The following is a 22,545-nucleotide window of genomic DNA, read 5'->3' as shown; positions in this document are numbered from 1 at the left end:
TACGCGAGGTCCGTTCCCCGGGCGGGTCGAGCCGCCCCGCTCGTCCACCCGGAGACCCTGATTCTGTGGCGAGGGCCACGTGATCACTGTGCGTGATCGGGGTTTCCGCCTGCCTAGCCTCGGTTGATGCGTGACGACGGCACCCTCGACGACCCGTACGCCCCGAGCAGCCCCACTACCGAAACGGAGGAAGGCACCTCAGCCGAACGGACAACCGCCGCGAGTCGGCTTCGGGCGTACGCCCGCGACCTGACCGGTCGACGCCGCGCCCAGGTGGCCCTCGCCACCGGCGTGGTCTGCTGCCTCGGTCTGACCGCCGTCGCACAGGTCCGCGACGAGACCGCCGGCGCGGCGACGCGTGCCGACAGCAGCACCGAGCTGGCGCAGCGCGCCGAGCAGCAGAGCGCTTCCCGCTCTCTCGACCGTGCCGCCACCCCCTCTGCCACCCCGTCCGCCTCGGCTACCTCCGCCGACCCGGACACCACCGCGCGTGCCCGCAAGGTCGCCTCGGCTCAGCCGACCGACCCGGCGCCGGTCGTCGGCCTGAGCGACGACCAGATGGAGAACGCCGAGGCGATCGTCAACACCGGACGCAAGATGGGCGTCCCGCGCCGTGGCCTGGTCATCGCGGTGGCGACCGCCATGCAGGAGAGCAACCTCTACAACGTCGCCAGCGGCGTGCTGCCGGAGTCGCAGAACTACCCGCACCAGGGCGTCGGCTGGGACCACGACTCGGTCGGTCTGTTCCAGCAGCGCTCCAGCAGCGGCTGGGGCCCGGTCGGCCGGCTGATGGACCCCGAGTTCGCCACCCGGCAGTTCCTCAGCGCGCTGGAGCAGGTGCCCGGCTGGCAGCAGATGCGGCTCACCGACGCCGCGCAGGCGGTGCAGGTCTCCGCATACCCCGAGCACTACCAGCAGCACGAGTGGCGGGCCACCCGGGTCGTCGACGCCATCGTGCCGGCCGGGCGGTAGCCTACCGACCACTGTGGACGGTGAGGGTTGAGCCTGTCGCGTCCCGGGTACATCCGTTGCGGGTTCGGGGTACACATGACTGAGGGATCACCGACAGGAGGACGTTATGTCTTTGATGCAGCGGATCAGCACCTTCCTGAGATCGCCCAAGGGTCAGCAGCTGGTGGACCGGGGCCGGCGCGAGCTGGCCAAGCCCGACAACCAGCAGAAGCTCAAGGGGTTGGCGGCGCGACTGTCCAACCGCCGCCGCTGACCGCGCCACCGGCCATCCTGCCCGTACCCACCCCTGGGGAGACCCGGTGACCGACACCCCGCCCGCCGGCGGTCAGCCCGCCGCGTCCACGCCCGAGCCATCGGCAGGCCTGCCGGCCGTGCCGGTGGCCGCGCCCGAGGGGCCGCCGGCCCGACTCTGGGACCGGATGCGCGACGATCCGCAGTACGCCCCGGAGCACCTCGCCCTGGAGGCGGTGCGCCGGCTCGGGCCGGAGGCCGCGCAGTGGGCCGCCCGCGTCCGCAGCGAGCACCCCGGTGTCTCGTCCGACGTCCTTGCCGACCAGGCGGCCCGCAAGTTCGTCAACCTGGCTCGCCTGTCCGGGGCGGTCTCCGGAGCGGCCGGGCTGCCCGGAGCCGTCCTCGACGTCGGCGTGCTGGCCTGGACCCAGGCGCGCATGGTCCTGCACATCGCCGCCGCGTACGACGTCGACCCGCTGCACAGCGACCGGGCCACCGACCTGCTCGTGCTCCAGCGGGTGCACAAGGTCGCCGAGAGCGCGCGCCTGGCGCTCGGGGTGGCCGCCGGCCGCGAACGCGCCGACGCGCTCTTCGGCCTGGGCGGCCAGCGCCCGCTCGGGCGGGTGATGTTGCAGCTCGGCGTCCGGCTGGCCCAGATGGCCGGCGTCCGGGCGGCCAAGCGACTCGTCGCCAAGATCGTCCCGGGTGCGGCGATAGTGCTCGGCACGTGGGCCAACTCGTCCGCGACCAAAGACCTGGCCGAGCGCTCCCGGGCGCTCTACCGCCGGCGCGGCACCACCGTCCCGGAGCCTCGCCGCTCCTGAACACCCTCGGGTGGTTCAGTCGGCCAGGCCGGACGAGCGCCACGTGACCTCGGCCAGCCGGCCCTGACCGGTGGCGTTGGGGTGGAACCAGTCCAGCGGGTTGAGCAGGTCCAGGGTGAAGCGGACCTTGTGCGCCGCGCCGCCGTCGTGCCGGCAGCGTGAGCCGTACGCCCGGCAGGCCGCCACCAACTGCGCGTTGTACGCGTCGATCCGGGCCCGCACGGCGGCCCGGCGGGCCTTGTCGGCGGGCGCCGTCGACGTCGCGTTGGCCAGCAGCGCCGGGCAGATGCCCCGCCGCCACGCGCGTGCCGCCCGCGCGTCGCCGTGCCCCACCTCCCAGAGCCGGTAGAGGTCGGGGATGCTCACCACCAGCACCCGGGCCTTCGGCCGGCCGGTCCGCAGCACCCGCAGACCCCTGTCGACGTCGGTCCGGAACTGCGTCACCGGGGTCATCGCGTCCACCCCGCCCCGGCAGATGTCGTTGGCGCCGATCAGCACGGTGATGTAGTCGGCCCGGTCGCGTACGGCCGCCTGGGCCTGGCCTTCGAGGGCGTCGGCACGGGCGCCGGGCCGCGCGTGGTTGTACGCCTTGCCGCGGATCGCGGAATTCTGGTCGAGCAGCCGCCGGTAGTGGCTCTGCACCCGCAGGCCGTCCCCGGTCGACCAGGAGTTGCGCTCGCAGGAGGTGAGCACCAGGCAGGAGGCGAAGCCGGTGCTGATCGAGTCGCCGAGCGCGGCGATGCCGCCAGGCCCGCCGGACGACGGTGCGCTCTTCGTCGGACGGGGGGAGGCCGACGTGCCTCCCTCGCAGGCCAGCGCCACAAGCGCGGCGAGACAGGCCAGGGCGGCAACCCAGCGTCGAGGCATGACATCCCCCGTCTAGCAGCACAGAGCGACAGCGCGGTAACTGTATGCGCTGGACGTGGTCGGGCGGGAAGTTGCTGTCGGGTATGTGGCCGAGTGCCGTCGAACGAGCTGCGGGAGTGCTATAAGCGCCACCAGCGCGGCCGATGGCTGCCGGTTAACGGCGCCGATCGGGGGTAGGTGAGGAGGTATGACGAGATCGCAGCCCCGGCGTGCCCGTGGCACGGTCGGCCACGCGTACAGCGCGCTGAACCTCCGGCTCACCCTCGCCGGCTTCGGGTTGGTGATCATGGTGCTGTTCGCGGTGCTGGCGTTCTGGGCGGGGCTCGCCTGGCTCGGCGTGCTCTGCGCGATCTTCGCAGTCGTCGCCGTGGTCGACCTGGTCGTGATCCAGCGCCGCCGCGCCGCTCGCCGCCGCGAGGAGCCAGGCGTACGACACTCGCTGTTCGAGTGACAGGAGGACGAGATGCCCCACATCGCCACCACCAACCCCGCCACCGGACAGGTGCTCAAGACCTACGAGGCGATGTCCACCGAACAGCTCGACGCCGCCATCGAGCGCACCGACCTCGCGTACCAGCAGCTGCGCGGCACAGGCGTCGACCAGCGCGCCCGGTGGATGAACGCCGCCGCCGACCTGCTGGACGCCGAGCGAGGCGAGATCGCCCGGATCATGACCACGGAGATGGGCAAGACGTACGTCGCGGCGCAGGCCGAGGTGACCAAGTGCGCCACCGCCGCCCGCTTCTACGCCGACAAGGCGCCCGCGTTCCTCGCCGACCAGCCGGCCGACGCCGCCGCCGTGAAGGCGACCCGGGCGTTCATCCGTTACCAGCCGATCGGCGTGGTGCTCGCGGTGATGCCGTGGAACTTCCCGCTGTGGCAGGTGATGCGCTTCGCCGCGCCGGCGCTGATGGCCGGCAACACCGGCCTGCTCAAGCACGCCTCGAACGTGCCGCAGACGGCGCTGCTGCTGGAGGACGTGTTCCGTCGCGCCGGCTTTCCCGAGGGGGCGTTCACCACAGTGCTGGTGGGCTCGGACGCCGTCGAGCGGATCCTCGCCGACCCCCGGGTCCGCGCCGCCACCCTCACCGGCAGCGAGGCGGCCGGGCGTTCCATCGCCCAGATCGCCGGCCGGGAGCTGAAGAAGACAGTGCTGGAGCTGGGCGGCAGCGACCCGTTCGTGGTGATGCCCTCGGCCGACATCGACGCTGCCGCCGAGGTGGCCACCACGGCCCGCTGCCAGAACAACGGCCAGTCCTGCATCGCCGCCAAGCGGTTCATCGTGCACACCGACGTCTTCGACGCGTTCGCCGAGAAGTTCGCCGCCAACATGGCCGCGCTGCGCGTCGGCGACCCCATGGAGCCGGGCACCGACGTGGGTCCGCTGGCCAGCGAACGCGGTCGCGACGAGGTGCACGCACAGGTGCGCGACGCGGCGGACAACGGCGCCACGGTGCTCTGCGGCGGCGAGCTGCCCGCCGGCGACGGGTGGTTCTACCCGCCGACGGTGGTCACCGACCTCACCCCGCAGATGCGGATGTGGTCCGAGGAGGTCTTCGGACCGGTCGCCGGCCTGTACCGGGTGTCCTCGTACGCCGAGGCGATCGAGGTGGCCAACGGCACCAGCTTCGGCCTCGGGTCGAACGCTTGGACGCGGGACGCGGCCGAGCAGGAGCGCTTCGCCACCGACCTGGACGCCGGCAACGTCTTCATCAACGGGATGACCACCTCCTACCCGGAGCTGCCGTTCGGCGGCGTGAAGAACTCCGGCTACGGCCGGGAGCTGTCCGAGCTGGGCATGCGGGAGTTCTGCAACATCAAGACGGTCTGGGTGGGTGAGGGAGCCGCGTCGGCCGGTGCCGGCGCGCACGCCGAGTAGCTTCCCGCGCGGTACGCATCACCTGACGGCGTCATGGGTAGGAAGTGCGCCCATGACGTCGTTCGGATTCCACGCCTCCCACGAGCAGATCCCACCCCGCGCCCTGCTGGAGGCGGTGATGCACGCCGAGCGGGCCGGCTTCGACGCCGCCATGTGCTCCGACCACTTCTCCCCGTGGAGCACCCGGCAGGGTGAGTCCGGCTTCGCCTGGTCCTGGCTGGGCGCCGCGTTGCAGGCCACCGGCATGTCGTTCGGCGTGGTCAACGCCCCCGGTCAGCGCTACCACCCGGCGATCATCGCGCAGGCGATCGGCACCCTCGGCGCGATGTACCCGGGCCGGTTCTGGGCGGCCCTCGGCACCGGCGAGGCCAGCAACGAGCACATCACCGGCGACCCGTGGCCGCGCAAGGATGTCCGCGCCGCCCGGCTGCGCGAGTGCGTGGACGTGATCCGGGCACTGCTGGCCGGCGAGGAGGTCAGCCACGACGGTCTGGTCCGGGTGGACCGGGCCCGCCTGTGGACCCGCCCCGAAGAGCCGCCCGCGCTGGTCGGCGCGGCCGTCAGCGTGGCCACCGCCCGCTGGTGCGCCGAGTGGGCCGACGGACTGATCACCGTGAACGCGCCGGTGGAGCACCTGCGCGAGATGATCGACGCGTACCGGGACGCCGGCGGGCGCGGTCCACTGCACCTGCAGGTGCATGTCTCCTGGGCGCCGGAGCAGGCGCAGGCCGAGGCGCTCGCGTACGACCAGTGGCGCAGCAACGTCTTCACCCCTCCGGTCTGCTGGGACCTGGAGACCGTCGAACACTTCGACGTGGTCTCGGCCGACGTGCCGCCCGAGCGGATCGCCCAGGTGGTGAACATCTCCGCCGACCTGGGCCGGCACGTGGGCTGGCTCCAGGAGTACGCGGCGCTCGGCTTCGACCAGATCGCCCTGCACCACGTGGGGCAGGAGCAGCGCGGGTTCATCGACGCGTTCGGCGCGGAGGTGCTGCCCAAGCTGCGCTCGGCGGGCTGATCGGGCGTCGCTCGCCCGACCCCTAGGCTCGTACCCCATGGAAAGCCTGTTTCCGGTCGTCGTCTTCCTGGCGATCGCCACCCTCGGCGCGGCGCTGGCCCGCCGGCTCGGCCTGCTCGCGCCGATCGTGCTGGTCGTGCTCGGCCTGGCGCTCTCGTTCGTGCCGGGCTTCCCGCACATCGAGCTCGAACCGGAGCTGGTGCTGATCGGCATCCTGCCGCCGCTGCTGTACGTCGCCGCGCTGGACACGTCGGTGCCGGCGTTCAAGAACAACATCCGGCCGATCCTGCTGCTCGCCGTGGGCCTGGTGCTGTTCACCGCGTTCGCGGTGGGCGTCGTGCTGCACCTGCTGCTGCCGCAGGTCCCGTTCGCGATCTGCCTGGCCCTCGGCGCGGTGGTCGCACCGCCGGACGCCGTGGCCGCCACGGCCGTCGCCCGCCGCGTCGGCCTGCCCCGCCGGGTGGTCACGATCCTGGAGGGGGAGAGCCTGGTCAACGACGCCACCGCGCTGGTGCTGCTGCGGGTCGCGACAATGGCCTCCATCGGCACGGCCGTCGGCACCGACCGGATCGCCCTCGAAGTGCTGCGGTCCACCGGCGGCGGCATCCTGATCGGGGCGCTCGGGGCGCTGGTGTTCGGCTTCCTGCACCGGCGGATCAGCGACCCACTGCTGGACAACGCCCTGTCGTTGATCATCCCGTTCGCCGTGGTGTTCACCGCCGAGCACCTGCACGCCTCCGGCGTGGTCGCGGTGGTCGTCACCGGTCTGGTGCTCGGGCACAAACTGCCGCAACTGCTGTCGGCGGCGTCCCGGTTGCAGGTCGGCGCGTTCTGGCGGCTGGTCCGGTTCCTGCTGGAAGGACTGGTCTTCCTCCTGGTCGGGCTGCAACTGCGGGAGGTGCTGCGCGAGCTCGACGAGCCCACCGGCTCACTCGTCCTGATCACCTTCGGCGTGCTCGCCACCGTCTTCCTGACCCGCTTCGTCTGGCTCTTCCCCGCCACCTACCTGGCCCGGTTGGTCCCCCGGATCCGCCGCCGGGATGCGGCCCCGTCACCGAAGGTCCCGATCATCATCGGCTGGGCCGGAATGCGGGGCGTGGTGACGCTCGCCGCCGCCCTGGCCCTCCCGCTGACCCTGGCCGACGACGAGGCGTACCCCCGGGCCCTGTTCATCTGGTTGGCCTTCGCGGTGATCGTGGTCACCCTGGTCGGTCAGGGCGCGACGCTGCCGGTGGTCGCCCGACGGTTGAAGCTCCCCCAGGACGACCCGGTGCAGGACGCGTTGTCGGCAGCCGGAGTGCAGCAGCAGGCCAGCCGGGCCGCACGGGACCGGTTGGAGGAGCTGGCCGAGAGCGCGCCGGGATCCGTGGTGGATCGGCTGCGCCGGGTGCAGGAGGACCGCACCAACATGGCCTGGGAACGGCTCGGCGGCGACGAGCGGGAAACCCCGTCGCAGGCGTACGGTCGGCTGCGACAAGAGATGATCGACGCCGAGCGGGACGTGTTCCGGGCCGCCCGGGACGCCGGTCGAATTCCTGAGGAGGTGCTGGTGCGGGCCTATCGTGACCTGGACCTGGAAGAGTCGTTGCTGCGGCAGGAGGTCGAGCAGTGAGTTGTCAGCACCTGACCGAGGCCGGCACTGCCGAACCGCGCACCCCCGACGAGTGCGCCGACTGCGTCGCCAGCGGCGACACCTACTGGGTGCACCTGCGTACCTGCCTGAGCTGCGGCCAGGTCGGCTGCTGCGACTCGTCGCCGAACCAGCACGCGAGCAAGCACTTCGCGTCCACCGGCCACCCGGTGATCCGCTCGGCGCAGCCGGGCGAGGCCTGGCGCTGGTGCTTCGTCGACGAGGAGATCGGCTGACCGGGTCCGAACGCCGCTGACCGGCCGGTCCTGCCCATCGCAGGATCGGCCGGTCACCGTTCACCGGCCGGTCCAAGGCGGCGTTGCCGGGCGGCCGGCGAGGGCCCAGCGGGTGAGCGCGGGGCTGGCCAGACCCACCGCGGCGAAGAGCGCACCGACGGCCACCCAGCCGGGCATCCCGCCGTCGAGCACCACGAGCGTCAACAGGGCCGGGCCGACGGCACGGGCCAGACCGGCCAGCATGCCGTCCGCTCCCTGGTAGGCGCCCACCGCGTCCGGCGGAGCGAGATCGTAGGCGAGTCCCGCTCCGCCAGCGGAGTGCCACAGGTCACCGGCGGTGTAGACGACGGTGGCGACCAGCAGCAGTGCGACGGCCGCAGTGGTGGGCAGGCGGGCCGTGGCCGCGTACAGCAGCATCGCGGCGGCCAGCACCAGGCCGGCCCGGCGCATCGTCCGCGCCGCCGGCGCGGCGGTGTCCGCGCCCCGGCTCAACCGCACCGCCAGCAGGACGGTGAGCACCGTGTTCGTCAGCAGTACCGCCGACACGACCGGCGGGGACGCTCCGACCACTGTCACCGCCCAGAGCGGCACCACCAGCGTGAGGATCGTCTGATGCAGGGCGAGCACCGCCGACGCGCCGCTCACCGCGAGGAAACGGCCGTCACGCAGCGGCCGCCCACGGTGGGCAGCGGCCGTCGGGGCCAGCGCGGTCGGGGCCGCCTCGGTCGGGGCCAGCGCGGTCGATGGCTGCTCGGTCGAGGCCGGCACCGAGGGCCGCGCGGACGAGGGCTGCGCGGTGGGGGCCGGCGCGGCCCGGCGCTGCGCGGTTGGGGGACAGGCCGGCAGCCGCAACAGCAGCGCCGCCGACACCAGATAGGTGGCCGCGTTGCCGGCCACCAGGATCTGGTACGCCAGGTGCGTGTCGGCGGCCAGCGCGAACCCGGCCAGACCCGCCCCGACCCCGATGCCCAGGTTCGCCACCGCCCGTAGCGTGGCGAAGGCGTGCACCCGACCCTGCGGGCCGGCGACGGCGGCGACCAGCGCGGCGCGGACCGCGAGGTTGCCCGAGGCCAGCAGCAGGTCGAGCACCGCGACGACGAGGAACACCGCAAACGAGCCGACCAGCAGGTACGTTGCCGCGACGACCGCCTGGAGCACCTGGAGGACGGCCCGCAGCGTACGTGGGTCACGTCGGTCGGCCAGACCGCCGAGTGGCACGCTGGCGGTCAGACCGACCAGCCCCGCGACGCTGAGCCCGACGCCCACCTGCGCGGCCGAGAGCCCCACGTCCCGGGTGAGATAGATGGCGGCGCCGGTCAGCCACAGTCCCGAGCCGACGGTGTTCGCCAACGTCGCGAGGGAGAGCGTGCGCAGCCGCCCGGACGGCGGCAGCGGCGAGACGCCCCGCATCAGCGGGCGATGACCACGGCCGAGGCGAAGTCGATGACCCGGTCGCCGGGGGTGGCGAGATCGCCGTCGGTGACCTGGGCGCGGTGCGTGGCCCGGTTGCTCCCGGTGGCCCGTTCGAACGTGTCGCCGTTGACAGTCATGGTGGCGACGCTAGGCAGGCCGGGCGGAGTTGGCGGTCCCGAACGACGCGACGCCCGTCACACCGCACGCCGCGGTGGCAGGAGCTCCGGGGCCGGGCTCTTCGTGCCTGGTCGGGGTGGGCTCTGGTCACGTCCGCTGGTGGTAGACGTTGCGGCGGGGGATCTGTTCGGGGTCGAGCCAGGCGGGTGGGATGAAGTCGGGGTGGCCGTCGTTGCCGGGGCGGATGGTCCAGTCGCCGTGGTGGATGTGTCGGTGGTGGTGGCCGCAGAGGAGCACGGCGTTGGGCAGGCTGGTGTTGCCGCCGTCGGCCCAGTGGTGGATGTGGTGGGCGTCGCACCAGCGGGGTGGGCGGTCGCAGCCGGGGAAGGCGCAGCCGCGGTCGCGCAGGACGAGGGCTCGGCGGAGTGGGCCGGTGATGAGGCGGCGTTGTCGGCCGACGTCGAGGGTCTGGCTGGTGCTGCTGAGGACGGCGGGCAGGATGGCGGCGTCGCAGGCGAGGCGGCGGACCGTCTCCGGGGTGAGACGGGGGCCGGTGTCGAGGGTGCCGGCGTCGAGCTGCCGGGCCAGCGTGTCGAAGCTGGTGGTGACGACGATCTGTGCGGGCTCGCCGCCGTGTTCGGGTAGCTCGCCGGTGCGCAGGGTGAGGCGGCAGAGGTCGGCGAGCGCGTCGTGGCGGCGTTGCCCGGGAGTGCGCGCGTCGTCCGGGCCGGATGGCGCGGTCAGCGGGTCGATCGCGGCGCGGAGCAGGCCGCCGGCCTCGGCGTCCAGGGTGCCGCTGAGCCGCAGTCGGCCGTCCGACAACTCGGACAGTGTGACGTGCCGGTCCCGGTCGCAGCGGCGGGCCTCGGCCTCCAACGCGGCCCGGGCGGCGGCGTCGGCGACTTCCGGGGCGACGTGGTCGAGGATCCGCGTGCCCAGCTTGCGCAGGACGGTCGGCTCGAACTGCCCGGCCCACCCGACCAGCACGCCGACGGCCTTGTCGGCGGCCTCGGCGCCTGCGGCGTTGTGCACGGTGCGGACCGTGTCGTCGATGACGCGGGCCTGCTCCACGCTGATGTCGCCGCTGGCCAGCGCGGCGCGCACCCCCGGCGCTCCGGCGTCCAGCGAGCCGGCGAGGCCGACCAGCCGGCGGGCGGCGGAGACGGTGAGTCGTAGCCGGTCACGCAACCAGACGGCCGTCGAGGACGCGCCCTGGGCCTGGGCCGTGCCGCGACCGTCCAGCTCACGCACCAGGGCCAGCTGCACGGCCGCCAGGCGCTGCTCGAGCCGGTGGGCGGTGTCGAGTGCCGCGACGAGGTCGGGCTCGATGAGTGCCCAGGCCGGGGCGTCGACGCACGCGGCGACCGCCGCCTCAGCCTGCGTCAACTCCTCCACCATGGACCGAGAATAGAACAGGTGTACGACAACCTTCGTGCCACGATCCGCAGCGCGTCCGGCAGCTCGACCTGCGCGATCCGCAGCGCCTGGCTGCAGCGCCCCGGTTGTGCCGTGGGTCAGCGCGCCCGTGCCGCGCAGTCGTCTGCGGCCGGGTGGCCGTGAGCACCGACCGCACCGGGCGCGAGACGCAGACCCTGAGGCACGCTGAAACGGCCCGCACCTGCCGGGTGCGGGCCGTTCTGCCGTCCGATGCCGCTGCCCGTCACATCGACTGTGGAAGCGGGTGTCAGGGCGTGCCGCCGGAGTCGCTGGCGACGCCGCTGTTGTAGGCCTGGTTGTCGTCGCCGCCGTACCCCTTGCCGCGCAGACTGCCACGGCGCTGGCGGCGCTGCTCGTACCCGCTGGCCCGGATCGCCTGGCGCGCTCGGCGCATCGTCTCCTCGGGTCCGTCGGTCCGGGCCCGGCGACTGCGCCGCAGTGCGAAGAGCGCCAGGACGGCCAGCACCACGGCTGCCGCCGCCCCGGTCAGGAGCCACGTTCGTCCATCCATGTTCGTGATGGTAGGTACGCGGGTCCAGCCGAGCTGGTGGCCGCCCGGGGGGAGGGCGGCCACCAGCCGTGCCTGCTCAGGACAGCGAGCAGGGGTTTCCGTTGACGGTGACCAGACCCGGCTTGGGGTTGGCGCCGCCGTTGGTCGTGGCGTTGAAGCCGAACGTCACAGTGCCGCCGGGCGCGATCTTGGCGTTGTACGACTCGTTGCGTGCCGTCACCGTCGCCCCGGCCTGGGTGACCTTCGCCAGCCATGCCTCCCGGACGCGCTGGTCACCGGTGAACGCGAACCGTACGGTCCAGCCGTTGACGGCGGTGGCGCCGGTGTTGCGCACGGTCAGCTGCCCCGTGAAGCCGGTGCCACCCTCCCAGGCGCCGTAGTTGGCGTAGCTCACCGAGCAGGTGGAGGCCGGCACCGCGCCGGCCTCGTCCTGGTCGGCCAGGAACGAGGAGATCCAGGCCAACGCCGAGTTCCAGTTGATCGCGACCTCGTTGGTCGAGTAAGAGTTGATGTCGTCGACGTAGCAGAACATCGGCTTGCAGCCGGCGAGCAGCTGCGCCGCGAACGGATCCTGCAGGGCCGCGTTCGCGCCACCGGCGAGGGAGCCGTCGGGCGGGCGGGGCAGGTCGGGGTTGAGCTGGTGGCCGAAGATCCGGCTGTGCTGGTTCTGGGCGTTGTGCTCGCCCCAGCCGGTGACGTACGAGATGTTCAGGGCGTTGCGGCCGAGGATGTAGTCCATCGCCTGGACGGCGCCGTCGCGGTAGGTGGCGTTGCGGGTCAGGTCGAAGGCGGTGGCCAGCACGATGGCGTTGTTGATGATGCTGCTGTTGCCGCCCCAGAAGTAGCTGGCGGCGTCACCGGGCATCGGCAGTCCGTACGCCTGCCGGCGCAGCTCGGCCAGGTACGCGTCGGCGGCACCGGTGACCGAGGCGCGGACCCGGGTCAGTTCGGCGGCCGGCAGGCCGTTCGGCACGGTGGCCAGGTCGAGGCGGCCGAGCGCCGCGACGCTCTGCCAACCGAAGCCCCGAGGGTCGAACACGTCGCCGGTGTGGTGCGGCGAGGCGCTCAGGTCGGTCAGGTAGGACTGCTCCCCGGTGCTCAGGTACAGCTCGACGGCTGCCCAGTAGAACTCGTCGGTGACGTTGCCGTCGTCGTACGCGCCGCCGCCGGTGCCGTCGTTGGGGCTGGCGTACACCGCGGGATGGGCCTTGGCGGCGGCGTAGGCCGTCTTCGCGGCAGTGGCGCAGCGGCCGGCGAACGCCGCGTCGTAGCTGGCGAACAGCCGCGCGCACTGGGCGGCGGTGGCGGCCAGGTTGAGGGTTGCCGCGGTCGACGGCGGGTGCAGCTCACGTGGCTGCGGGTCGTCCTGCGGGGCGAGCGGCAGGCCGGTCCAGTTCTGGTCGTGGATCTTGTGGTGGACCATGCCGGCGAGGGGCTTGCCGGCCGGCACCTGCATGCGCAGCAGGAACTCCAGCTCCCAGCGGGCCTCGTCGAGGATGTCCGGCACGCCGTTGCCGCGCTCGGGCACCCGCAGCGAGCCGTCGGCCAGCCCCGCGCCGCCGTCGGCGGTGGCCGCCGTCTTGGTCCGCTCGAACGTGTTGAGCATCTGGTAGGTGGCGATGCCGCCGTTGACCACGTACTTGCCGTGGTCGCCGGCGTCGTACCAGCCGCCGCGCACGTCGAGCGAGTAGTCGCAGACGCCGGGCTGGCAGGGCACGTTGGTGTCGCCCTTGTTGGGGGCCACGCCGAGGTGACCGGCGGGGCGGGCGTACTCGTCGCCGATCAGGTCACCGTCGATGGCGATGCCGCTGCGCTGGGCGTAGAAGAACTGCAGCGAGTCGGCGCGCAGCCGGTCGTAGAGGGTGCCGGAGATGTCGAACGGGTGGCTGGTCTCGCCGTCGACGGTCAGGGTCAGCCCGCTGCCGGGCGTGCGGTAGCTGGAGAAGTCGACGGTCTGCACGTTCTGCCCGGAGGCGGCGTCGACGCCGCGCGTGGTGGTCGTGCCGCTGGCCAGGACCGCGCCGGCGGCCGAGCGCAGCTGCCAGGGCAGCGCCGCGGTGGCCTCGGTGACCACTGTGGCGTTCTTCGGGCCGCCGGGCAGGTAGCCGACCTGGTTGACCCGCACCCGCGGCCCGGTGTCCGGCTCGTACGGCGCGGGCGGCTCGCCACCGCGCAGCGAGACGTCGTCCAGGCAGATGGTCTGCGCCTGCGCGCTGCCGCCGACCTGGAAGATCAGTTGGGCGTTCGGGTTGTCGTCCGGGACGGTGAAGGTCTGCTCGACCCGCTGGGCGGTGCCGGTCGCGGTGGCGTCCACGGCGGCGTACGTCGTGTACGGGGCGCTGCCGAGCTGCAGCACGGCCTTGACCGCCGCGCCGGGGGTGGCGGAGACGGCGAAGCCGAGGGTGTATTCGGCGCCCGCGATCAGCGGCACCCCGTCCTGGCCGATGCCGGCGTCCCAGGGGTTGGCCAGCCCGCCGGGGACTGTGGTGCAGAGCCGGCCGTCGGTGACCGCGAGGGCGCCGGTGCCGAAGGAGAACCAGGGGCTCACGCCGGCGCTGAAGTCGCCGTTGTCGATCTGCTCGGGGGCGTCCGGTGGAGGGTCGGCGTGGGCCGCGCCGGCGCCCGCGCCGGTGAGGGCCAGGGTGGTCGCCGCGGCCAGGAGGAGGCGGCGTCGGGATGGCGTCACGGGGAGTCCTTCCGGGACGGGAAGAGGAACGGTGATGGTGTGCGGTGGTGCGGCAAAACCTGGGAGCGCTCCCAAGTATCGGCTCGATGTTTCCAGTGGCGGATCGCCGTGTCAATTGATCTGACTGGATGGGTTGTGGCGCGCGACGAGGGCGGCCGGTCCGGTCGCGCACCGTCGTCGCGTCGGCCGGGCAACGTGAGATTGACCGCGCCACGCCCCGTCGTCCTGATCTCCTAGAGACAACTGCGCCCTTCGCCTGGCAGGCTGCCTCCCATGACCCTGAAGCTGCGTTCCGTGGGAACGAGCGACCGTGGGCTGATCCGCAGCGGAAACCAGGACGCCCTGCACGCCGGCACCTGGCTCGTCGCCGTCGCCGACGGCATGGGCGGAATGGCCGCCGGTGACCTGGCCAGCTCGCTCACCATCGACGCGGTCGCTCCGCTGGACGTGGAGACACCCGAGGACGCTCTGGTGGCGGCCCTGCAGGACGGCATCGCGCTGGCCACCGCCCGCATCCGGCAGGCGGTCGCCGACGACCCCGAGCGCCAGGGCATGGGCACCACGCTGACCGCCCTGCTCTTCGCGCGTACCGGCAGCTGCCTGGCCCTCGCCCACGTCGGTGACTCGCGGGCCTACCTGTTCCGCGAGGGTGTGCTCAAGCAGGTCACCCGCGACGACACCTTCGTCCAGATGCTCGTCGACCAGGGCGTCATCACCGCGGACCAGGCGAGCAGCCACCCGCGCCGGGCTGTCGTCACCCAGGCGTTGCAGGGCGAGGACGTCTCCCCGTCGTACGCGACGATGGTGCCCCGGGCCGGCGACCGCTGGCTGCTGTGCAGCGACGGCCTCTCCAACGTCGTCCGCCCGGACACCCTGGCGGAGGTGCTCACCGGCTACCCGGACCGGTCCGCCTGCGCCGGCAAGCTGATCGACCTGGCGCTGCACGCCGGCGGGCCGGACAACGTCACAGTGGTGGTGGCCGACGTCGTCGAGGAGTAGCCTTCCTCAGCGCCGACGCGGCGCGGCACGCCGGGTGGGCGTCGCCGTGCCCGGGTCCTCCGGCCACGGATGGCGGGGATAGCGACCGCGCAGCTCCGAGCGGACCTGCGCGTAGCCGGTACGCCAGAACGACGCGAGATCCGCGGTGACCGCCACCGGTCGGCCGGCGGGGGAGAGCAGGTGCAGCAGCACCGGCACCCGGCCGCCGCCGATGCGCGGGGCGGCCGGCCAGCCGAACGTCTCCTGGAGCTTGACCGCCAGCACCGGCGCCGCCGGGTCGGCGTAGTCCACCCGGATCCGCGAGCCGCTGGGCACCTCGATGCGTTCCGGCGCGAGCTCGTCGAGGCGCGCGGCCTGCGCCCATGGCAGCAGCCGGCGTAGCGCCGACGTCACGTCCACCCGGCTCAGGTCGGCGCGTCGGCGGGCGGCCGCCAGTTCCGGCCCCAGCCACGTCGGCGCGGCCGCGAGCAGCGCCTCGTCGCCGACGTCGGGCCACTCGTCGCCGAGGTGGTGCCGGCAGAACGCCATCCGCTCGCGCAGCCCCCGTGCCGCAGGCGTCCACGGCAGCAACCCCAGCCCCTCCTGGCGCAGACCGGTCAGCAGCGCCGCCGCCACCTCCGCCCGGTCCGGGCGGTCCAGCCGCCGCGCCACCAGCTCGATCGCGCCCAGCCGGGTCACCTCCCGGGCGACCACGTCCCCGTCGGACCAGCCCACCTCGCGGCGCGTGGACAGCAGCGGGCCGGCGGCCTCCCGGGCGGTCGCCTCGTCCAGGGGGGTGGCCCGGCGGATCCGCGCCGACGGCGTGCCGGGGCGGCGGTCCGCGACGGCCACCGCGAGCCAGTCGGACCCGGCCAGCCCCGACCCGACCGCCAGCTCCGCGGCGGTCCCGCCCGTCATGAGGTACGCGGACCCGCCCGCGCTGCGCACCCGGGCCAGCCGCTCCGGGTACGCGAGACCGACCAGCAACCCCGCGGCGAGGTCGTCGGTGAGTCCGGCCGAGGCGGCCCGCCCACCGGCGGGCAGCGCGGCGCGTAACCGGCGTACCTCGGTGCGCCAGCGGGCTGTGGCGCCCGCGTCGGTCCCGGCGCGTAGCCGACGCCAGCCGGCCACCAGGTCGTCGCCCGGGCCGGCCGCGCTCTCCTCGGCGAGCAGGGCCACCACCTCGGCGGCGCGGTCCGCACCGACCCGACCGGCGCCGTCGAGCAGCGCACGGGCCAGTCGCGGGTGCGCCCCGGCCGAGGCGATCACCCGGCCCCGCCCGGTGATCCGGCCCGTCGGATCGACCGCGCCCAGCGTCTCGAGGGTGTCCCGGGCCACCGCCATCGCCGCGGCCGGCGGCGGATCGGGCAGCGCCAGCCCGACGCCGTCCGGGCGCCCCCAGGCGGCCAGCTCCAACGCGAACCCGGTCAGGTCCGCCGTCGCGATCTCCGGCTCCGGCCGGGCGGGCAGCCGCTCGTGGGTCGCCTCGGACCAGCAGCGGTAGACGTACCCCGGGGCCTCCCGGCCGGCCCGGCCGGCCCGCTGGGTGGCGGCGGCCCGCGAGACCGGCACGGTGATCAGCGCGCCCAGCCCACGGGCCAGATCGATGCGGGGCACCCGGGAGAGTCCGGCGTCCACCACCACCCGCACGCCCGGCACGGTGAGGCTCGTCTCGGCCAGCGCGGTGGACAGCACCACGCGCCGCCGGCCGTCCGGGCCGCGGGGTCGCAGGGCCGCGTCCTGCTCGGCGGCGCGCTGGCGACCGTGCAACGGCAGGAGGTCGACGGTGTCCCGCAGGTCGCCGAGCCGGCCGGCGACCGCGGCGATCTCACCGGCCCCGGGGAGGAACACCAGCACGTCGCCGTCGTGCTCGCGCAGCGCCCGCCGGACCGTGGCGGCCACGTGGTCGAGCAGGGCACGGTCCACCGGCCCGGCCCCCGACGGCGCGACCGGCCGCGCCGGCGGCGCCCAGACCCGCCGTACCGGGTGCAGCGCCGACTCGGCCCGGACCACCGGTGCGGCGGTGGTCCCGCCCAGCAGCGCGGCGAACCGGTCGGTGTCCGGCGTGGCGGACATCGCGAGCAGCCACAGGTCCGGCCGGAGGGTGGCTCGGGCCTCCACCGTGAACGCCAGTGCGAGATCGGCGTCGAGCTGCCGCTCGTGACACTCGTCGAGCAGCACCGCACCCATGCCGGGCAGCTCCGGGTCGTGGTGCAGCCGGCGGACCAGCAGGCCGGTGGTGACCACCTCGATCCGGGTGGCCGGACCGACCCGACGCTCGCCGCGTACCGCGTAGCCGACCCGGTCGCCGACGCGCTCGCCGAGCAGTTCGGCCATCCGCCGGGCCGCGGCACGCGCCGCCACCCGTCGGGGTTGGGCGATCACCACCCGGCCGTCGACCCGGTCGGCCACCGCCAACGGCGCGAGAGTGGTCTTGCCGGTGCCCGGCGGGGCCACCAGGACCGCGGCGCCGGCCGCGTCGAGCGCGGTCAGCAGCGCCGGCAACGCCGGACGGACCGGCAGGTCCACTGTTACGTCGGAGAGCACGGCCCAGTCTCGCACCGGTGCCGGAGACTCAGCCCCGGCGGACCTCGCCGAGACCGTGCAGGAACGACCGCCAGGCGGCCGAGCCGAACGCGAGCACCGGGCCGGAGCGGTCCTTGCTGTCCCGGACGGCGATCCGACCGTCGACTGTCGCGACCTCCACGCAGTTGCCGTTGCCACTGCTGCGCGTGCTGGTGCGCCAGTCCGCCCGGGTCAGGTCGAGCGCCGTCATCCGTGGTACCTCTCGTCTGCGTCGGCGTGCCGCAGACGCGGTCACGCAAAGTTACGAGAAGCCTCCTTGAGGTGGGTCAGCGACGCCCCCGGATCGAGTGCCATCCGGCACAGCTCCTCGTGCAGAAGGCTATACCCGAGCACATGATCGGCATCCTCCAGAGCCAGGCCCATCGTCAGGTTATCCAGGTAAACCACTGACGCGTCGGCGGCGTCGGCGAAGTTGAGGATCACGTACGGGGTGGTCATCGCCGGATGCTCGCCGGCCGCGAACGGCAGTACCTGAATTGTCACATTGGGTAACTGTGCGATGTGGCTCATGTGGGCCAGTTGCTCGGCCATCACGGCGGGGCCACCGACCGGGCGCAACAGCACGGCCTCGTTGAGGACCACCGACAACCCGACCGGGTCGTCGCAGTGCAGCACCTCCTGGCGGCGCAGCCGGGCCGCGACCTTGCGCTCCAGGCCGTCCTCGCCGGCCGTGCGGCGGAAGATCGCCCGGGCGTACGCCTCGGTCTGCAGCAGCCCGGGCACCGACTCGGCCTCGTACGTGCGCAGCGTCGCCGCCTCGGCCTCCAGTCCGACGTAGAACTCGAACCACTCCGGCAGCACGTCGCTGTAGTTCTGCCACCAGCCGCGTTGCTGCGCGCCCCGGGCGATCTCGATCAGTGCCTCGGCGTCCGCGCCGGTGACCTGGTACAGGGCGAGCGCCGCCCGCACGTCGCGGGGCTTGATGCCGATCTGCGCGTTCTCGATCCGGGACAGGTTGCTCTTGGACATGTCGAGTTGACGGGCCGCCACGTCGAGGGTCATGCCCGCCCGTTCCCGGAGCTGGCGGAGCTCGCGAGCGATGCGCCGACGGCGCACGGTGGGGCTGGCGGTGGGCCGGATGGTGGAAGCGGCGGTCACCGTCCGAGTCTGTCACGACAAGATCCGCAGGTCGCGCCAGCACGGAGTGCAACTTTCAAATCTGGGAGTTGCGTTGCAGTAGCTGTCGGTGCATCCTTTTCCGGGCGCAGACACTGTGGACACAGCTGAGCGGGAGGACCGTTTGCTCATCGCCGACGAGTTCTTCCTCATCGCCCACAACGACACCCGCGGCAAGGCCAAGCTCCACCCCGCGGCGACCGGCCTCGGCCTCGCCGCCGGCCTCCTCGGTGAGCTGACCCTCTACGGGCACATCACCGTCTCCGGTGGACAGGTCACCGTCATCGACCGGCGCCCACCCGCCGACGCGCTGGCGCACACCGTGCTCGACCAGTTGATCGGTGAGTCGCAGCACCGGGAGGTCAACGTCTGGCTCAGCTTTCTGGCGCAGAGCGCGACGACCTCGGTGGGCGAGCGACTCGCCCGCGCCGGGGTGCTGCGCCGCCAGGAGAGCCGGCGGCTGCTGCGCACCTCGGTCAGCTACCTGCCGATCGACCTCAACGCCGTGGCCTGGCCGGCCACCCGGCTGCGGGCCCTGCTGGAACGCCCCGACCCGCCGAGCGTGCCGGACGCGCTGCTGCTCGGCCTGGTCGTGGCCGCCGGACTGACCCGCGAGGTGCTGTGGAGCGCCGGCCCCCGCGCCCACCACCGGCTCAGCGTTCTCATCCCCGCGCTGCCGGCGCCCCTGAAGGAGCTTGTCGGGCACACCGAGGCCGCCGTCGGTGCAGCCGTGCTGCGCGGCATCCCCTGATCCCCCCCGGTAACCCCAACCCCTCCCCTCGACAACCGGAGTAGTCGTATGCCATCGACATCGACAGTCGACCGACCCAGCAACGTCTCCGAAGCCCTCGCGAGGGGACGCCTCGGCGTCCCCTCGGTCATCTTCTTCGTCCTGTCCGCAGCCGCGCCGCTGACCGTGGTGGCCGGCGTCGTCACCACCGGCTACGGCGTCATCGGCGTGACCGGCATCCCGCTGGCCTTCCTCGTGGTCGCCGCGGTGCTCGCCCTGTTCTCGGTCGGCTACGTGGCGATGTCCCGCCGGGTCGAGAACGCCGGCGCCTTCTACGCCTACATCTCCCGGGGCCTCGGCCGGCCGGCAGGTGTCGGCGCCGCCTGGGTGGCGCTGATCGCGTACAACGCGCTCCAGGTCGGGCTCTACGGCACCATCGGCGTCGCGGCCGAGCCGGTGCTCGACCGGATCTTCGGCGGGCACCCGCACTGGTCGATCGTCGCCCTGGTGGCATGGGCGCTGGTCGGCCTGCTCGGCCTGCTCCGCGTGGACATCAACGGCCTGGTGCTGGCGGCGCTGCTGGTCGCCGAGATCGTCGTGGTCCTGATCTTCGACCTGGGCCAGCTCGGCAACCCGGCCGGCGGCGAGGTCAGCTTCGCCGGGTTCTCGCCGGACAACCTCTTCGTGCCCGGGGTGGGCGCGGTGCTGGTGCTGGCCATCCTCGGCTTCGTCGGCTTCGAGTCCGCCGTCGTGTTCAGCGAGGAGAGCAAGGACCCGAAGCGGACGGTGCCGCTCGCCACCTACCTCTCGGTGGCGATCGTCGCCGCGCTGTACGCGCTCTCCTCCTGGACCATGACCGTCGCGGTCGGCCCGGACAAGATCGTCGCCGAGGCCGGTGAGCAGAGCGTCGGGCTGATCTTCAACCTGGCCGGCGCCCAGCTCGGGGACACCGCCGTCACCATCGGCCAGGTGCTCTTCCTGACCTCGCTGCTGGCCGCGATGATCTCCTTCCACAACACCACGGCCCGCTACACGTTCGCGTTGGGCCGGGAGCGGGTGCTGCCGGCGGTGTTCGGGCAGACCTCGCCGCGGACCGGCTCGCCGCGGGCCGCGTCGCTGGCACAGAGCGCCCTCGGCCTGCTGGTCATCCTGCTCTACACCGTCAACGGCTGGGACCCGGTGGTCAAGCTGTTCTTCTGGGTCGGCACCAGCGGCGGCTTCGGCGTGTTGCTGTTGATCGCCACCACCTCGGTGGCGGTGATCGCCTACTTCGCCCGCTTCGGCGGTGACGAGACGCTCTGGCGGCGGGCCATCGCGCCCGGCCTGGCCACCATCGCGCTCGTCGTGATCATCTGGTTGGCCGTGTCGAACTTCGCCAACCTGCTCGGCGTCGCACCCGACTCCACCCTGCGGTGGGCACTGCCCGCCGTCTACCCGGTGGCGGCCGCGCTGGGCGTCGCCTGGGCGCTGCTGCTGCGCAACAACCGTCCGGACACGTACGCCCGGATCGGTCTCGGCGCGGCGAGCGCCGCGGCGGCCGTACGGTCGGGGGAGCAGCAGGCGACGACGCCGACCGCCGCGGAGGTGTCCCGATGAGCCTGCCCATCGAACGGCTCGGGCCGCAGGACACGGAGCTGGTCGCCAACCGGATCGCCGAGGCGTTCATCGCCCTGGAGGTGACCTCCTGGCTGGTCCCCGACGCGAGCAAGCGCGAGGCCGTGCTGGCCGGGGACTTCGAGATCCTGGTCGACCACGCGATGCGGCACGGGTTCGTGCACGCCACCGCGGACCGGGCCGGTGTCGCGGTCTGGTTGCCGTCGGTCGGTGAGCCGGCCCCGCCGCCGCCGGACTACGACGCCCGGCTCGCCGCGGCCTGCGGCGAGTGGACCGACCGGTTCCAGCATCTCGACGAGTTGTTCGCGGCGAACCACCCGCACCCGGACCATCACCACATGGCCTTCCTGGCCGTGCAGCCGGGACGGCAGGGACAGGGGTTGGGCACCGCGCTGATGAGGCACCACCACGCCTGGCTGGACGCCAACGCCATGCCGGCCTACCTGGAGGCGAGCAGCCCGCGCAGCCGGGACCTGTACGCGCGGCACGGTTACCGGGCCGGCGAGCCCTTCCGGGTGCCCGACGGCACGCCGTTCTGGCCGATGTGGCGGGAGCCCGCAGGCCGCTGACGGGGCCGGCCGGGCCGCTGCCCCTCGGGGGGAACGGCCCGGCCGGTGCGCCGGTCCCGACGCACGACGAAGGGCCGGGTCCACGCTGACCCGGCCCTTCGTCGTGTGGTGCCTAGTACGTGCCGTCGAGCTGGCCGCGCAGCTTGGTCAGCGCCCGGGCCAGCAGCCGGGAGACGTGCATCTGCGAAACGCCGATCTGGTCGGCGATCTGCGACTGGGTCAGGTTGCCGTAGAACCGCAGGGTGAGGATCTTCTGCTCACGCTCGTCGAGCGTGGCCAGCGCGGGGCCGAGGGCGACCCGCAGCTCGGCCAGCTCGAACTCGTTGTCCTCGCCGCCGAGCATGTCACCCAGCTCGGTGGCCCGGTCGCCGTCGCCGGTCGGGGTGGACAGCGACACCGCGTTGTACGCGCGGGCGCCCTCCAGGCCTTCCAGGACCTCTTCCTCGGTGAGCTTGAGGTGGGCGGCGATGTCGGCGACCGTCGGCGAGCGGCCGAGGGTCTGCAGCAGCGAGCTGTTGGCGTCGGAGATGGCCAGTCGCAGCTCCTGGAGGCGACGCGGCACCCGGATGTCCCAGGTGCGGTCGCGGAAGTGCCGCTTGAGCTCGCCGATGATGGTGGGGATCGCGTAGCCGGCGAAGTCGACACCGCGGGACGGGTCGAACTTGTCGATGGCCTTGATGAGGCCGACGGCGGCGGTCTGCGCCAGGTCGTCGGTCGGCTCGCCCCGCCCGCTGTAGCGGTGGGCGAGGTGGTTGGCCAGCGGCAGCCAGGCCTCGATCGCGCGGTCCCGCAGAGCGGCGCGCGACGGGTGGTTGGCGGGCAGTGCGGCCATGGCGTTGAGCAGGTCGGCGGCGCTGTCGGTGAGCGCCCGCGGGTCCAGCTTGGTGGTGCTCGTCTGCTCGGCAGCGGTGGTGCTCGCCTGCTCGGTGATCGTTGGCGCGGTCATGGGTGGTCCTCCCTGCACCTCGTCCGCGGACAAAAAGACGTGACGCTTTGGTTTAGCTTCGAATGGGCCGTTCGGGACTCACCTTAGCCTGATCGGCTCCCGGAAATCTAGCCGAAAGGTTGATGTACTTAAGGCGCGTCGGACCACAAAACGTCCAAAAGCAGCGGCTGGCGAAGAGTTTGTGA

22 protein-coding genes are annotated in these 22,545 nt (G+C 73.1%); 12 read left to right on the top strand and 10 right to left on the bottom strand.

Annotated elements, in window-relative coordinates:
* The first annotated feature begins 126 nt into the window (after positions 1-126).
* The 3 genes from AB0B39_RS26390 to AB0B39_RS26380 all read left to right on the top strand — a co-directional run bounded on the left by AB0B39_RS26390 (position 127) and on the right by AB0B39_RS26380 (position 2,027).
* A complete protein-coding gene (locus AB0B39_RS26390) occupies positions 127-972 on the top strand; it encodes a peptidase M23 (RefSeq protein WP_357575675.1) in 846 nt (281 codons plus the stop codon).
* Between the two features lie 106 nt (positions 973-1,078).
* The gene (locus AB0B39_RS26385; protein ID WP_007457988.1) at positions 1,079-1,225 is read left to right on the top strand and encodes a hypothetical protein; all 147 of its coding nucleotides are present in this window, start codon (positions 1,079-1,081) and stop codon (positions 1,223-1,225) included.
* Positions 1,226-1,271: 46 nt separating this feature from the next.
* Entirely contained in the window at positions 1,272-2,027 is a 756-nt protein-coding gene (locus tag AB0B39_RS26380) for an EcsC family protein (protein WP_357575674.1), read from the top strand.
* A 15-nt stretch (positions 2,028-2,042) separates the two neighbouring features.
* Here the strand turns inward: AB0B39_RS26380 and AB0B39_RS26375 are convergent, their stop codons facing one another.
* Positions 2,043-2,894 carry a GDSL-type esterase/lipase family protein gene (locus AB0B39_RS26375; RefSeq protein ID WP_357575673.1) on the bottom strand — a complete coding sequence of 284 codons (852 nt, stop codon included), beginning with the start codon at positions 2,892-2,894 and terminating at the stop codon, positions 2,043-2,045.
* A gap of 187 nt (positions 2,895-3,081) precedes the next feature.
* On the opposite strand from AB0B39_RS26375, the gene AB0B39_RS26370 reads away from it, so the two are divergent.
* Genes AB0B39_RS26370 through AB0B39_RS26350 form a run of 5 tightly spaced genes read left to right on the top strand, consistent with a single transcriptional unit; the run spans position 3,082 to position 7,657 of the window.
* A complete protein-coding gene (locus tag AB0B39_RS26370) occupies positions 3,082-3,345 on the top strand; it encodes a DUF6343 family protein (protein WP_354858297.1) in 264 nt (87 codons plus the stop codon).
* A 12-nt stretch (positions 3,346-3,357) separates the two neighbouring features.
* Entirely contained in the window at positions 3,358-4,773 is a 1,416-nt protein-coding gene (locus AB0B39_RS26365) for an NADP-dependent succinic semialdehyde dehydrogenase (protein WP_357575672.1), read from the top strand.
* A 52-nt stretch (positions 4,774-4,825) separates the two neighbouring features.
* Positions 4,826-5,791 (top strand): TIGR03885 family FMN-dependent LLM class oxidoreductase, encoded by a 966-nt coding sequence (locus AB0B39_RS26360; RefSeq protein ID WP_234587821.1) that lies wholly within the window; start codon positions 4,826-4,828, stop codon positions 5,789-5,791.
* Positions 5,792-5,828: 37 nt separating this feature from the next.
* A complete protein-coding gene (locus tag AB0B39_RS26355; protein ID WP_357575671.1) occupies positions 5,829-7,403 on the top strand; it encodes a Na+/H+ antiporter in 1,575 nt (524 codons plus the stop codon).
* Positions 7,400-7,657, top strand: coding sequence for a UBP-type zinc finger domain-containing protein (locus tag AB0B39_RS26350; RefSeq protein WP_234587817.1), 258 nt, complete (start codon positions 7,400-7,402; stop codon positions 7,655-7,657). The genes AB0B39_RS26355 and AB0B39_RS26350 overlap by 4 nt, the downstream gene beginning before the upstream one ends.
* A gap of 60 nt (positions 7,658-7,717) precedes the next feature.
* On the opposite strand, the gene AB0B39_RS26345 is transcribed toward AB0B39_RS26350, so the two are convergent.
* From AB0B39_RS26345 to AB0B39_RS26325, 5 genes are all read right to left on the bottom strand, one after another.
* Positions 7,718-9,067: an MFS transporter gene (locus tag AB0B39_RS26345; protein WP_357575670.1), complete on the bottom strand. Its 1,350-nt coding sequence runs from the start codon at positions 9,065-9,067 to the stop codon at positions 7,718-7,720.
* Positions 9,067-9,207, bottom strand: coding sequence for a hypothetical protein (locus tag AB0B39_RS26340; protein ID WP_234587815.1), 141 nt, complete (start codon positions 9,205-9,207; stop codon positions 9,067-9,069). The genes AB0B39_RS26345 and AB0B39_RS26340 overlap by 1 nt, the downstream gene beginning before the upstream one ends.
* Before the next feature lie 127 nt (positions 9,208-9,334).
* Positions 9,335-10,585 (bottom strand): DUF222 domain-containing protein, encoded by a 1,251-nt coding sequence (locus AB0B39_RS26335; RefSeq protein WP_357575669.1) that lies wholly within the window; start codon positions 10,583-10,585, stop codon positions 9,335-9,337.
* 286 nt (positions 10,586-10,871) lie between these two features.
* The gene (locus AB0B39_RS26330; protein WP_357497427.1) at positions 10,872-11,135 is read right to left on the bottom strand and encodes a hypothetical protein; all 264 of its coding nucleotides are present in this window, start codon (positions 11,133-11,135) and stop codon (positions 10,872-10,874) included.
* Positions 11,136-11,211: 76 nt separating this feature from the next.
* Positions 11,212-13,821: a glycoside hydrolase family 9 protein gene (locus AB0B39_RS26325; RefSeq protein WP_357575668.1), complete on the bottom strand. Its 2,610-nt coding sequence runs from the start codon at positions 13,819-13,821 to the stop codon at positions 11,212-11,214.
* 273 nt (positions 13,822-14,094) lie between these two features.
* Here AB0B39_RS26325 and AB0B39_RS26320 point away from each other — a divergent pair, with 273 nt between their 5' ends.
* Positions 14,095-14,820, top strand: a complete 726-nt coding sequence (locus AB0B39_RS26320) for a protein phosphatase 2C domain-containing protein (RefSeq protein ID WP_234587811.1) — start codon at positions 14,095-14,097, stop codon at positions 14,818-14,820.
* A 6-nt stretch (positions 14,821-14,826) separates the two neighbouring features.
* Here the strand turns inward: AB0B39_RS26320 and hrpB are convergent, their stop codons facing one another.
* The 3 genes from hrpB to AB0B39_RS26305 are packed head-to-tail and all read right to left on the bottom strand — an operon-like array spanning position 14,827 to position 18,441.
* Entirely contained in the window at positions 14,827-17,346 is a 2,520-nt protein-coding gene (gene hrpB / locus AB0B39_RS26315; RefSeq protein WP_357575667.1) for an ATP-dependent helicase HrpB, read from the bottom strand.
* Positions 17,347-17,374: 28 nt separating this feature from the next.
* The gene (locus AB0B39_RS26310; protein WP_357497433.1) at positions 17,375-17,575 is read right to left on the bottom strand and encodes a DUF397 domain-containing protein; all 201 of its coding nucleotides are present in this window, start codon (positions 17,573-17,575) and stop codon (positions 17,375-17,377) included.
* A 41-nt stretch (positions 17,576-17,616) separates the two neighbouring features.
* The gene (locus AB0B39_RS26305; protein ID WP_357575689.1) at positions 17,617-18,441 is read right to left on the bottom strand and encodes a helix-turn-helix transcriptional regulator; all 825 of its coding nucleotides are present in this window, start codon (positions 18,439-18,441) and stop codon (positions 17,617-17,619) included.
* 184 nt (positions 18,442-18,625) lie between these two features.
* Between AB0B39_RS26305 and AB0B39_RS26300 the strand changes: the two genes are divergently transcribed.
* Genes AB0B39_RS26300 through AB0B39_RS26290 form a run of 3 tightly spaced genes read left to right on the top strand, consistent with a single transcriptional unit; the run spans position 18,626 to position 21,414 of the window.
* On the top strand, positions 18,626-19,252 hold the full coding sequence (locus AB0B39_RS26300) for a GPP34 family phosphoprotein (RefSeq protein ID WP_234588405.1): 627 nt from the start codon (positions 18,626-18,628) through the stop codon (positions 19,250-19,252).
* A gap of 48 nt (positions 19,253-19,300) precedes the next feature.
* Positions 19,301-20,827 carry an APC family permease gene (locus AB0B39_RS26295; RefSeq protein ID WP_357575666.1) on the top strand — a complete coding sequence of 509 codons (1,527 nt, stop codon included), beginning with the start codon at positions 19,301-19,303 and terminating at the stop codon, positions 20,825-20,827.
* The gene (locus AB0B39_RS26290) at positions 20,824-21,414 is read left to right on the top strand and encodes a GNAT family N-acetyltransferase (protein WP_357575665.1); all 591 of its coding nucleotides are present in this window, start codon (positions 20,824-20,826) and stop codon (positions 21,412-21,414) included. Before AB0B39_RS26295 ends, AB0B39_RS26290 begins: the two co-directional genes overlap by 4 nt.
* Before the next feature lie 112 nt (positions 21,415-21,526).
* Here the strand turns inward: AB0B39_RS26290 and AB0B39_RS26285 are convergent, their stop codons facing one another.
* On the bottom strand, positions 21,527-22,360 hold the full coding sequence (locus AB0B39_RS26285) for a SigB/SigF/SigG family RNA polymerase sigma factor (protein ID WP_007458025.1): 834 nt from the start codon (positions 22,358-22,360) through the stop codon (positions 21,527-21,529).
* Positions 22,361-22,545: the final 185 nt, after the last annotated feature.

This window comes from Micromonospora sp. NPDC049114, from assembly GCF_040648635.1.
In the GTDB taxonomy this organism is placed as follows: domain Bacteria; phylum Actinomycetota; class Actinomycetes; order Mycobacteriales; family Micromonosporaceae; genus Micromonospora.
Note: the sequence above shows the minus strand (reverse complement) of the source record. Positions and strands in the feature narration are given on the sequence as shown.